The organism is Dethiosulfovibrio russensis (assembly GCF_021568855.1).
Lineage (GTDB): Bacteria > Synergistota > Synergistia > Synergistales > Dethiosulfovibrionaceae > Dethiosulfovibrio > Dethiosulfovibrio russensis.
Window position 1 is genome coordinate 45,073 of record NZ_JAKGUG010000009.1, and the last position, 12,722, is coordinate 57,794.

11 protein-coding genes are annotated in these 12,722 nt (G+C 55.0%); all 11 read right to left on the reverse strand.

The window, feature by feature from the left end:
• Positions 1 to 14: 14 nt before the first annotated feature.
• A complete protein-coding gene (locus L2W48_RS10250) occupies positions 15 to 1,529 on the reverse strand; it encodes a DUF1846 domain-containing protein (RefSeq protein WP_236099769.1) in 1,515 nt (504 codons plus the stop codon).
• A gap of 130 nt (positions 1,530 to 1,659) precedes the next feature.
• The gene (locus L2W48_RS10255) at positions 1,660 to 2,685 is read right to left on the reverse strand and encodes an ABC transporter substrate-binding protein (RefSeq protein ID WP_236099768.1); all 1,026 of its coding nucleotides are present in this window, start codon (positions 2,683 to 2,685) and stop codon (positions 1,660 to 1,662) included.
• A gap of 180 nt (positions 2,686 to 2,865) precedes the next feature.
• A complete protein-coding gene (locus tag L2W48_RS10260) occupies positions 2,866 to 4,140 on the reverse strand; it encodes a DUF1015 domain-containing protein (protein WP_236099767.1) in 1,275 nt (424 codons plus the stop codon).
• A gap of 6 nt (positions 4,141 to 4,146) precedes the next feature.
• Entirely contained in the window at positions 4,147 to 5,232 is a 1,086-nt protein-coding gene (gene serC, locus L2W48_RS10265; RefSeq protein ID WP_236099766.1) for a 3-phosphoserine/phosphohydroxythreonine transaminase, read from the reverse strand.
• A 1-nt stretch (position 5,233) separates the two neighbouring features.
• A complete protein-coding gene (locus L2W48_RS10270) occupies positions 5,234 to 6,133 on the reverse strand; it encodes a hydroxyacid dehydrogenase (protein WP_236099765.1) in 900 nt (299 codons plus the stop codon).
• A 150-nt stretch (positions 6,134 to 6,283) separates the two neighbouring features.
• Entirely contained in the window at positions 6,284 to 8,041 is a 1,758-nt protein-coding gene (locus tag L2W48_RS10275; RefSeq protein WP_236099764.1) for a putative bifunctional diguanylate cyclase/phosphodiesterase, read from the reverse strand.
• Positions 8,013 to 8,411, reverse strand: coding sequence for a response regulator (locus tag L2W48_RS10280; protein WP_236099763.1), 399 nt, complete (start codon positions 8,409 to 8,411; stop codon positions 8,013 to 8,015). Before L2W48_RS10280 ends, L2W48_RS10275 begins: the two co-directional genes overlap by 29 nt.
• A complete protein-coding gene (locus L2W48_RS10285) occupies positions 8,408 to 9,739 on the reverse strand; it encodes a two-component system sensor histidine kinase NtrB (protein WP_236099762.1) in 1,332 nt (443 codons plus the stop codon). Before L2W48_RS10285 ends, L2W48_RS10280 begins: the two co-directional genes overlap by 4 nt.
• Entirely contained in the window at positions 9,723 to 10,874 is a 1,152-nt protein-coding gene (ercA, locus tag L2W48_RS10290) for an alcohol dehydrogenase-like regulatory protein ErcA (RefSeq protein ID WP_236099761.1), read from the reverse strand. Before ercA ends, L2W48_RS10285 begins: the two co-directional genes overlap by 17 nt.
• Before the next feature lie 120 nt (positions 10,875 to 10,994).
• Entirely contained in the window at positions 10,995 to 11,249 is a 255-nt protein-coding gene (locus tag L2W48_RS10295) for a DUF5320 family protein (RefSeq protein ID WP_236099760.1), read from the reverse strand.
• 75 nt (positions 11,250 to 11,324) lie between these two features.
• Positions 11,325 to 12,719: a proton-conducting transporter transmembrane domain-containing protein gene (locus L2W48_RS10300; RefSeq protein WP_236099759.1), complete on the reverse strand. Its 1,395-nt coding sequence runs from the start codon at positions 12,717 to 12,719 to the stop codon at positions 11,325 to 11,327.
• Between the last annotated feature and the right edge of the window lie 3 nt (positions 12,720 to 12,722).

A 12,722-nucleotide genomic window follows, 5' to 3' on the forward strand; every position in this document is an offset into this window, starting at 1 on the left:
GAACCACGCCTCGTTCATCTGTCGAAAAGACAGCGGGATGCGAAACAGGGGTCGCTGGTGAGGTTCACCCCCAGCTTTCGAAAGGCGACCTCGTCTCCTGGCAAGGGAATATGGGAGAGGTGGACCTCGCAGCTCTCCAATTCCCTGAGTTTCTCCACCGCCTCGGCCGCTACAGGATTGGTGGCCGCACAGATGCTGAGGGCGGTCATCGTCTCCTCCAGATCCAGCCCCAACATCTTGTCTCCCAGGATATCCTTCTTGAGGTGCCCCAGAGAATCTATGACGTTTATGGAGAGAAGGTCGATTCCGTCGGGAATGCCGGCCAGTATCTTCACAGCGTTTATGACCAGACTGGATGCGGCGTGAAACAGATGGGAGTTCTTTCCAGTCACGACCGTGCCGTCCGCGAGCTCCATGGCCGCACCGGAAAAGACCCCGTCGGCCCCTTTTCCCTTGGCTTTTGCGTCCCTAGCGGCATTCCTGGCGGGGACCACCACCGAACGATCCTCCGGCTTCACCCCTAGTTCCTCCATCAGGATGGATACCTTCTGCACCGCCGCCTTCTCTACGGCCCCAGATTGATAATCGCAGGAGTAATGAAAATATCGGCGAATTATCTCCTGGGTCGCCGCCGATCGAACCGCATCGTCGTCGTCTATGCCGAAGAAAATCTGGTTGACCCCCATGTCGGTAGGAGAGCGATAGCGGGAGCGTTCCCCGGTTATCTTCTCCAGAATATGTCTGAGCAGGGGAAAGGCGTCGAGATCCCTGTTGTAGTTTACCGTCCTCTCGTCGTATTCCTCTAGATGAAAATGATCGATCAGGTTCACGTCTCCAATGTCTGCCGTAGCGGCCTCGTAGGCCACGTTGACGGGGTGCTTCAAAGGCATATTCCAGACTGGAAAGGTCTCGAACTTGGCGTAACCGGCCCTGATACCCCTTCCGTGCTCGTGATACAGCTGGGAAAGACAGGTAGCCAGCTTTCCGCTTCCTGGCCCGGGAGCGGTGACCACCACCACCGGTCTCTCCGTCTCGATATAGGGGTTCGCCCCGTACCCCTCGGGGCTCACTATGGTATCCACGTCGGTAGGATATCCTTTTGTGGACCTATGGACGTAGACCTTGACCCCTCTGTGCTCAAGCTTATTCCTGAACATAACTGCCGCAGGCTGATCGTCGAAACGGGTTATCACGACGGCCCCTATCGCAATATCCCTCTCTGTGAGATCGTCTATTATCTTGAGAACATCCATGTCATAGGTGATGCCAAAATCGGCCCTCATCTTCTTTCTCTCGATATCCCCGGCGTATATACATATCACGACCTCGAGCTTATCTCTGAACCTCTCGAGGAGCTTCATCTTCACGTTCGGCTCGAAACCGGGCAGCACCCTGGCGGCATGATAGTCGAACATGAGTTTCCCCCCGAACTCTATGTAAAGCTTGTTATCGAATTCCTCCATTCGACGTAGGATCGCGTCCGTCTGCCGCCTGAGATATTTCTCCGAGTCGAATCCATACCTGACCATAAAGAGCCCCCCAAGGTCCTTAAAATAGCGTCTAGCACCTACGCTTTTGGTCCATCGTTACGATAATCAACGAAAGAGGACAGACGAAAACGCCTGTCCCCTTTATATTTCCCTATCCCTTAGTATATATCTAGAGTTTCTCCTTTTTCAAGGCCGCCTCCACTTTTTCTATCCTGGAATCGTTGGCGATGGGGAACCAGCTTTTCCACTGATCGGGGTAGTTTTTCAAGAACCAGATAGCTCCTTTTTCGATGGAGGTGTCGTTTTCCTCCACGTAGGCCAAAGCAGCGTTGGTCTGACCGAGCGTAGATTCGTAGTTGGCAAGTATCGTTACGGCATGAGGAGACTTTTCGACCAACGCCGTGCTGACCCCTATGTGAACCTTAGAGGGGGGGAAGGCACAGCCGTAGGTCTTCTCGTCCCATTCTGAATGCTCGTAGGCTGGTTCCTCCAACATGGTCATATCCAACATTCCCATGAGAGGAGTGGGCTCCCAGTAGTAGGCGAAAATCGGCTCGCCCTTTTCGTAGGCAGAGAATACTGCGGTCGCCAAAGCTGCAGAGGAACCGGCACTGAAGTTCTCGTAGTACTCATCAAGTCCATAGGACCCCAGCTTGACCGTGTTCACCGTATAGGTAACCCAGCCGGTCGGACCGTTGTAGAAACGCCCCTTGCCCTTGTCTCCTCCTGCCTTAGGTGCAAAAAGGTCCTTGTACTTTTTCAGGTCCTCGACGGTCTTGAGATCAGGAGCCATCGGTTCTATCCCTCTCTCGGGATCTCCTTCGACGACATAGGTAGGCACGTACCATCCCTGGACGGCGTCCGGATAGGTTGTCCCGAGGTCGAGAACCTTGCCTTGCTTCAACAGCTTTTCCCAGGATTCCTTTATGTTGTCGGACCAGATCTCGGTGGTAGCGTCGATATCGCCTCTGGACATACCCATCAGGATAGGCATGGTCTCGGCGAACTCGTACTCGACCTTCACGCCCAGAGCGTGTTCCAGGACGAAACCGGCGATCCTGTTATGAAGCTGAACGCTATCCCAGCTGAAATCACCCATCTTGATGGTGGGAACCTTTGCCGCCATGGCGGGAAGGGACATAAAACACATAAGGGCCACTAGAAAACCTATCACGTAACGATTACGATATGGCATTGCATACCTCCTTTGAGTCTATGGTCGCCTAGGCGACCTTCGTGAATACCGGTTGAAAAACATTAAGGGGAAAGGGAATTGATTATCGAGATGATAAGTAAACTCTGTTTATTGTACCATCGATACTATGAGAGGTCAAAAAGAGGCGCCCCGTCAGGACAACGGGGCGCCTCTTTTGAATTAATCCAGGGTAAGCCTTCTGGTCTCCAGGTAATACCGCTTTTCCGAAGCTTCCCCTATGGAGAATGTCTTTCTGGGATAGGGTCCTACATTGCGGATCCTGTCGAAGAAGCTCTCCTTATCCACGTCGGGCAGCAGAATCCCGATATTCCCATCCGCCCTGGAAAGCTGAGATACTACGTCTTCACCGTGAATGTAGTCTACGGCAACGTCATCACGGCCTTCAAGATAGTCGTCCAAAAATGCCTGGATGTGCTCCACCGTCAACTCCGGGCCACTTTTGACGAAGGAAAGGCTTCCCTCGGTCGTCCCGTAGGAGAGCCCTATCCGGTGCTCGTCTCCGTCTCTTCCTGTAACAGGAGCGCCAGCCTTGAAGCTTCCGCCCAAGGCTTTAGCCATCTCCTCCACAAAGCGCTCCGGCTCAAGGCCAAAGAGGACTCTGTGGATCGGGTGGAACGGCAGCCCTTCGTCGTGGACGTTCTCCACCTCCACGAGAGCCCAACGGGACGGATGATCCATAGGGGCTCCAGCGGCCTTGTTTTCCTCCCAGATGCCTTTTGCAGCAGCCAAAGAGTGGTTCCCGTCTCCAACTGCGAAAAGCAATCCCTTGGATACGAGTCCTTCCAGCGCCTCGGCTATTGAGTTCTCCATCTCGCCGGGTACCCTCCAGCCGGAGATGTGGCCGCCGTTTTGGATCAACTCGAAATCGTAAACCTTCTCCATATCGTCCCGACGGCTATGCAAGGTTTCTATCAATGTCCCCTTTGGGTCGTCCACCAGGAGAAGGATGTGAGGCATGTCCATGACAGCACCTCTCCTGATGTCCATCCTGGGAGGGATCCTCTCCAAAACGGTACCCTCGGTGGGACGGATCATGGCCTCCGCTCCTTTATCGAAACTGTAGTTCTCCAGGTCAACCGCCAGGATCAGCCCCTTTCGGGACGAGACATAGGAGGTGGATCGATCGACCAGGATAAAGTTCTCCCCCGCTTCGGCCAGAACGCCTCTGTCCAGATAACCCTTCATAGTATCGTTTATGGCGGAGATTCGATCCTCGATCCGTCCCTTCTCGAGATAGGCTTCCGGCAGAATCATCCGGAGGGCCGAGGGTGAGTCTCCTACGAGTTCCTCCGTCTTGCTCCAATAGTCCGGCTCGGAGGTGAACTGGTCGCAGGCCACCACGGACCAGGTCTTGAGGGATACGCCGTCGCCGGGAAGATATACCTTCGGCACGGCGACACCCAGGGCAGACAGTCTATCTCTGGCATCGGCCATAGGAGCTTACCTCTTCTCCTTCATGAAGGCCTTCATGAACTCGGCCAGTTCCCCGGCGCCCTCGACGGTCATGGAGTTATAAAGCGAGGCCCTGCAGCCTCCGACGCTTCTGTGTCCCTTGAGCCCCATCATGCCCTTCGACGTGGCCTCGGCGACGAAAGCCTTCTCCAGGTCCTCCGAGGGAAGACGGAACACTACGTTCATCTCGGAACGGTATCTCTCGTCCACAGGGCAACGGTAAAAGCCGTCGCTGCCGTCTATTACGTCGTAGACGAGGGAAGCCTTGTCACGATTGTGTTTGGCCATGGCCTCTATGCCGCCCATTCGTTTCATTCTCTCCAAGACCAGCTTCATAGCCCAGATGGGAAAGACCGGCGGGGTGTTGTAAAGGGAGTCCTTGTTGGCGTGGGTCCTGTAATCCAAGTAGGCTGGAAGCCCGTCGGCGCAACGCTCCAATATGTCATCCCGTACAATCACGATAGTGACCCCGGCGGGGCCGAGGTTCTTCTGGGCTCCGGCGTATATCAGACCGAACTTCTCCACCGGAACGGGATGGCTCATTATATCGCTGGACATATCGCAAAACAGGGGAACGTCTCCCGTATCGGGCCAATCCTTCCACTGGACCCCTCCTATCGTCTCGTTGGAGGTGATGTAGACATAGGACGATCCGTCCGACGGCTTGATATCTCCGGCATCGGGCAAAGAGACATATCCCTCGGATTTGCCGTCAAAGAGGACGTTTACCGAACCGATCTTCTTGGCGTCGTCGTAGGCCTTTTTCGACCATGAACCGGATACGACGAAATCGCAATGGCCATCTTTAGGAAGGAAGTTCATCGGTATCATCCCGAACTGAAGTGTAGCCCCGCCTCCCAGAAGAAGAACCTTGTAGTTCTCCGGAACTTCGAAAAGCTCCCTTATAAGCGAGATGGCTCCCATGTGGACCTCGTCGTAGGTGGTGCTTCTGTGGCTGGTCTCTATGAGAGAGAGGCCCGAGTCGCCGTACTCCACCATGTTCTTCTGTATCTCCTCGAACACCTCCAGAGGAAGTACCGACGGTCCGGCGTAGAAGTTCAGTTTTCTGGTCATATTACAGGACTCCTTTCTCCAGGTTCTCCTGGATTATGCTCTCAACCTCATCGCCGATGCGAAGGAGGTTTTCCGAGGTGCTGGCTCCTATGTGGGGGGCCATGAGAACCCTGGGCGCCTTCAATAAGGGATAGTCCTCGGCGGGAGGATCGCTGGGCCACACGTCGGTGCAGTAGGCTCCCAGCTTGCCGCTCTCAAGGGCGGCAGCGACGGCGGCAGCGTCCACGCACAGGCCCCGTCCGGTGTTCACCAAAATCGCACCGTCCTTCATGGCTTCGATGACATCCGAGTTTATCAAACCTCTGGTATCGTCGGTCAAAGGCAGATGGAGGGATATGTAGTCCCCTTTCGAAACCGCCTCCTTGACATCCGAGACAAGAGTTACTCCCAGATCGGACGCTCTCTCAAAATTCACGAACGGATCGTAGGCGGAGACCTTCATTCCGAAGGCCAAGGCTCTCTTGCCTACCTCAGCAGCTATGTTTCCCAGACCGAAAAGGGTGAGTTTTTTGCCGTAAAGCTCGGTCCTCTTCAGCTTCTTCTTCTCCCATGCACCGGAAACCATGGAGTTATGGGCCTCGACGAGACGGTTGGGAACCGCCAGCATCATGGCGAAGGCCAGTTCCGCCACAGCGACGGACGATGCCTTGGGAGTGTTTCTCACCGAGATGCCTTTGGAGGCGGCGAACTCCTTGTCTATGTTGTCGGTGCCGACCCCACCCCTTATTATCAGCTTTAGGTTGGAGGCCTTCTCGATATAGTCCCTGGTACATTTGGTCTTGCTCCTAACCAAGACGACATCTGCCTCGGGAAGCCTGCCTGTATCGTCGGTGACCTCGCCAAAACGAGACAGACGATCGGGAAGGGATGGATCGAACGCGTCGGAAATAAGTATCAACATAGCTATCACTCCTCGTGCCAGGATAAAAAGAAAGATTTGGTAATTCTACAAAAGAAAGGAGCCTTTTTGCAAGTGGAAATTTCCACATCGCAAAAAAGACTCCTGTCGAATTTATCGTCTATTGCCCTACTTTATCGATTTGAGAGGCCCTTACGATCTAATAGGCCCGCCCGAAAGCAGGATATCGAATCGATCATGGGGAATCGGAGGGCTGAAAAGATATCCCTGTAAAACATCGCATCCGATAGCCCCGAGGATCCTCATCTGCTCTGCCGTCTCGACCCCCTCGGCTACCACCTCCTTGCCCAGAGAGTGGGCCAGGGTAACCACAGCCTCGGCTATAGCCAGATCTCCCTTGTCATCGGGGATACCGGAGACGAAAGACCTGTCGATCTTCAGACGGCGGACGGGAAAACTCTTCAGGTAGGCCATAGAGGAATAGCCTGTACCGAAGTCGTCTATGGATATGCCGATCCCCCTTCTGACCAGATTATTCATGACCTCCACCGCCCGATCCTCTGACTTGACGAACACGTTTTCTGTAAGCTCCATATCCAACGAGCCACAGGGGAAACCGGTCTCCTGAAGGATCTGCTCCACCTTGCTGACAAGTGCGGGGTCACTGAATTGGCGAGCAGACAGGTTGACCGACAGGCGCAGTTTTGGAAATAGCTCCAGCCAATTCAAGGACTGAGAACAGGCTCTTCGTAAAACCCACTCTCCAAGGGGAATGATTATCCCCAGCTGCTCCGCCACAGGGATAAACTCGTCTGGCATGACGAACCTTCCAAGTCGACTGGATCGCCAACGAAGAAGGGCCTCCATTCCGTTGATATCCCCTGTCCTGGCGTTCACGGTAGGCTGATAATAGACCTCGAACTCGTCCAGATCGATGGCCTCTCTGATGTGAGCCCCTACATGGAAATAGCTCTGAGCCTCCTGGGATAGAGACTGGGAGAAAAGACGGAACGACCCCTTGCCGGAGATCTTGGCGGCCTGAAGGGCGACGCCTGCGTTGGTGAGGAGATCGTCATCATCGTCTCCGTCGTCCGGGAATATCACGACCCCGCAGCTCATGGAGAGATCGACCCTCTGCCCTCCCATAGAAATCGGCTCGGAGAGAATCTTACCCAGATCCTCCGCCGTCTTGAAAACCGCCGAACGATCCACTATACCGGGAAAGATCAAGGCAAACTCATCGCTCCCTATTCTGGCGACGGTTCCTCCATCGTTTTCGAAGGCCTTCAGTCTGTTCCCAACGGCAACGAGGACCTCGTTTCCGGCGGAGTGCCCCAAGGAACCGTTTATATAGCTGAAATCGTCGAGATCGCACAGAAATAGCCCCAGCATGGTACCGTTATGACGGGTCATCGACACGGCCATATCGAGCCTATCCAGAAAAAGCACCCTGTTGGGCAGGCCGGTCAGACCGTCCATCTGTCTTTCAAGACGAAGGGAATCGGAGATGCTGCGCAATTCGTCGTTTTGCGAGTTGACCAGTTTCTCCAGCCTCAGGCGATACTCGCGATTCTCCCTTTTCAGAGAGGCCTTGGCCAAGGCCTGATCCACAGCGTGACGGAGCATCTCCACGTCCGTTACAGGCTTCATCAGATAGTCCCATGTTCCCAGTCGGATAGCCTTCACCACGTCGGCCACGTCTCCGTCACCTGAGACCATTATCACCGGGAGATCGGGAAAACGGGGAACCACTCGCCCCAAGACTTCCAGTCCGGAGATCCCCGGCATCATTATGTCGAGCAAGATGAGATCGGGAACATCGGTCTCCAAGGCTTCTAGGGCATCCTCTCCGGAGGAGTGTTTCACCACTACGTGGCCGAAATCCTCTAGGCACAGAGCCAGACTCTCCCTCACGGAGACATTATCGTCCACTACCATGATCGACGCCATGATTTGACACCTCCTGGGAAAGAGCCTCTATCTCGTCCAACAGTACGGTCAGATCTACTAGAGGTTTCCTGAACACAGGGACATCCTCCAGCTCAACGTATCGGGAGCCAGGGTCGAAATCGGGAGAACCGGTGTAAATCACGCAGGGAAGATCCGGGTAAAGCTCCCTCATGTGAAGAATCAGCAGATCCCCCGACATGGCTGGAAGCCGAAGGTCGACTACGGCCACGTCCACCCGGTTAGATCTAATCCATTCGTACGCACCTTCCCCGGAGTTGAAGGAGAAAACATCATAACCGCAATCCTCCAAGAAAGCCACTAAAGTAGCGCAAACGCTCAGATCGTCGTCCACCACCATAACACGAGTCAAACCCGCTCATCCCCTCCTGCAGGAAGATCCACCATAAACCTGCACCCTCCACCGTCGGGCCTCTCCAGAGCCATCGCTCCATCGTGGTTTTCAACCACGATGAAGTACGACACCGATAGACCCAGGCCGGTTCCCTCTCCGACTTTTTTGGTGGTGAAAAAGGGCTCGAATATCCTTCTGGCAACCTCGTCGGACACGCCCGGTCCGTTGTCCTGAACCACGAGCCTTACGTAGTCCCCTCTGTCGAGGACAGAGAGATAGAGTTCCGGCCTCTCCACATGAGCCTCCCACATAGCCTGAGAGGCGTTTTTCATCAGGTTCAGCAAAACCTGTTGAATCTGCCCCGGCTCGCATTTGACCTCGGGAAGATCGTCGTCGTAATCTTTAAAGATCTCGATCCCCCTGAAATCGAACTTTTTCTTCAGGTCATAGTCGTTTTTAGCCAATTCCAGGGTTCGATCCATCAGAGACGGAAGATCGCAGGGAAGATGGTCCTTCCCCTTTCTGGCGAAACTGAGCATCTCCTTGACTATTCCTGCGGCCCTTTCGCTGGATTCCTGTATGGCATCCAGCATACTCGGTATCTTCCTGGAGTCCAGATACCGCCGCAATCCCTCCATGTGGATGCCCGATTCGGCAGCGGCTTTTTCGTTCGCCGGCATGGAGGATAGCAACCTATTTCTTAGGACGGCAGCGCTCTGAAGTATCCCGGCCAGAGGGTTGTTTATCTCGTGTGCCATTCCGGCCGCCAGCCCCCCGACCGAGAGCATCTTCTCCGATTGTATCATCATCTCCTCCAGACGAACCTGCTCCGTGACGTCGTCGATTCGAATGACCGCCCCCTGTAGACCGTTGGCTATCAGGGGATAGACCGTTATATCCTCGAAGCGTCCTTCCCCCTCGGATGAGGACGGGACCTTCTTCATAAATCGGGGCTCCCTGTCCGACAGGGCCTGCCTTATCCTGTCCAGTTGAGCCTCCAACTCGGGAAAGACCGACACCAGAGATCGGCCTAAAGCGTTCGGTTCCTCCACGCCGGTCAACACCTCCGCCCCTCTGTTCCATTGGGTTACGTTAAAGTCGGGGTCGACCGCCACCAAGACCGAGGGCATAGAGTCTATGACGTTCTCCAGATAAGATCGAAGTCGCCTCAGCTCGTCCTCCGCGAGACGACGCTCCTCTATCTCCCTCTCCAGCTCTCGGACCTTTCTCTGCAGCTCGGGATAATAGCTCTTTCTGCCGGACACGCCTCCCAAACCCACGATCTTCAACCGAAGGTCTGCGTCCTCCCGTCCGTTTCCTCCTCGACCATCAAAGCGCTCTGACATACAGATCCTCCAGATCCTCTCTCTCTAGCCTGACCGGGTTGGTCACCATACAGGGGTCGTCGAAGGCATTCGAGGCCAACAGGGGAATCTGATCCTCCGTCACGCCTCTGGCCCTTAGACCGCCGGATATCCCGGAGGACTCCCTAAGATCGTTAATGGCCTTTACCAATCTAACCCGAACCTCGTCGTCGGAGAGGCCGTCCACCGGAATCGATATCCTCCGGGCCAACTCTCTATACCTGGAGGGAGCGCCGTGGAAATTACGGTCCACCACGGTGGACAGCAACAAGGCGTTGCACTCCCCGTGGGGAAGGTCCAGATAACCGCCCAATGCGTGAGCCATGGCGTGAACCGCTCCCAAGCTGGCGTTGGAGAAGGCCAGACCTGCCTCCAGACTGGCCATCATTATCTCCCGTCGGTCCGAGTCGTCCTCCAGTGCCTTGAACAGACTCTGCGATATTAGTTCGACGGCGGAAAGAGCGTAGAGATCGGATATAGCCGAACTGCCGGTCGACACATAAGCCTCGAAAGCATGAGTCAACGCGTCCAAAGCGGTGCAGGCAGTGAGATAACGGTCCATGGTTGAAAGAGTGTGATAGTCCACCAGAGCCATGTCGGGAATGATGGCCTTGCTTATTATCGCTACCTTTACCCCTCTGTTCTCGTCGTTTACTATGGCGAACTGAGAGACATCGGCGGAACTGCCTCCGGTGGTGGGGATACAGATCAGAGGAGGCATGGGCACGGCCACCTTGTCTATTCCCTTAAAATCGAGGATATGCCCGCCGTTGGACACCACTATCCCGATACCCTTTGCGCTGTCCATGGGACTTCCACCGCCGACCGCTACCAGGCCGTCGCACTCCCCTTCGATGTACGAGTCAACGCCTTTCATGATCTGGGCCGATCTCGGATTGGAGGTTATGCCGGAGAAAATCCGCCACTCGACTCCCTCCCTATCTAGAGATTCCCAGGCCCTTCGAACCCAATCGGTGGACAGTACCCCCGGATCGGTCACCAACAGGACCCTGTTCAAACCGAGGTTGGCGGCACAGGATCCGACCAAATCCACCGCTCCCGGGCCGAAGACCACCTCTGGCATAACGAACCTTCTGAGCTCGTCGTAACGTTCCATACACTCCCCCCTTTCCGGAAAACCCTTTGTTCTACTGTACCTTATTTTCCATCTATTTGAAAAGGGGCGACGGGCGGATAATCCACCCGTCGCCCCTTTTGCGACACAGATCTATTCAGGTTAATCTTCGCTTTTTTCCCCGATCAGCCTGTCTATCTTCTCCTCCAAAAGAGCGATCCTGCGAGACATCTCGCTCTCCTGGGTCCCGACGACTCCGGGATCGATAAAACCGAAACAACGCCCGAAGCCCCTCCCAAAACCGCGGCCTCGGCCAAAACCTGCACCCCGACCTGCGACTCCGGAGACACAGCCTCCCAGACCCCTTCCGGTTCCGGGACCTCCTCCGAGAGGACCAGTGGCATCTCTACCAGGCATATCGACACCTCCTAAAAATGATTTTCATTATCATCTTAGTGCTCTAGCCCCTCCCTGTCAAGCCCCACAGATAGACTAAGAGGACAAAAACCAAAGGATCGACAGACCGGAGAGAATAGCGACGGCCAGATAAGCTCTCAACCTTCCGCAATGGAGCTCTCTCATAAGAGAAAGAGGCTCTAAACACAGACAGCCTAAACGGGGAAGAAAGTCCTCTACGTCGGGAAAATGTCCGTCTCCAGGGGAAAACACCCTGGGGAAAGAGGCGAAGATGACAGAACCTACGACTATCGGATAGGACGCCGACAGGGCCTTTCCCAACTTCCATAACGAAGGACCATCTGCCGGAAAAAACGGGAGCCAACGATGGAAGAAGCCTACTCCCAAAGTGGCGACCGCCATCACAACCATGACCTTGAATTTTCTCGAACTCGGTTTCCCCACCAAAAGAGCCCGAGACACCCCGGGACGGGCGGTACGAAGGTAACCGTATATGCCGAACTTACAGAAAGACAGGACGGTGCCGACTCCGGCTATCTGGAGAGACCACATTACCGCTGGATAGTCGCCCAAGGAAAGCTTTATCAGGAATTTAGACACATATCCGCTGGTCCCGGGAAATCCGGCTATGGAAGTAGCCCCCACCAGGAACAGAGCGAATAGAAGCGGAACCTCCCTCGCAACCGTCCCGAGGTAACGGAGATCTCTGGTCCCGTAGGAGTCCTCCAGTCCTCCGGCAGTGAGAAAGAGCAACCCCTTGAAAAGGCAATGGGACACCAGATGGGCCATGGCGGCCGCTCGCCCCAGAGCCGTCCCGCTGCCGATGGCGGCCACTATAAAACCCAACTGACTCATGGTGTGATAGGCCAAAAGCCTCTTCCCGTCGTGCTGCATGAGGGCCTGAAAGACCCCATAGAGGGCCATGACGGCACCGATGCATAAAAGAGAAACCGAGGGCCCATCTGCAGCTCGGAGAAGTCCGTAGATCCCCATCTTGACCGCGTAGCCGGAAAGGACGGCGCTGACCTCGGCGGAGGCCCTACCGTGGGCGATCGGAAGCCAAAAATGAAGTATCGGGAGGGCGGCCTTGAAACCGAGCGCCAACACGAACAGAGGAAACTGGCCGCTGGGGACCGGTCCCATCGGAAGTATCGGCCCTCCTGCCGAACCTATTGCCACAGCCAGCAACAACAGAGCCCCGCCAATAAGCTGTGAATATAGATATATCCAGGCGGCCGGTCTGTCCTTCTTCCCGATCATGGCGGCCAGGGCAAATGACGAAAGCTCCATGAAAAAGACAAAGACCAACCAATCGGAGGCTATCGCTGAGAGGCAGGCAAAGAGACAGAAACACCAAGGAGCCCACCTCTGAGCTGGGGTCTTCCAGTTACCGTAGGCATAGGAACAGCCGGTCATGAACAAAGCCAGGACTATCATTACGGACGAAAGGGGATCGACACTAAACGACATATA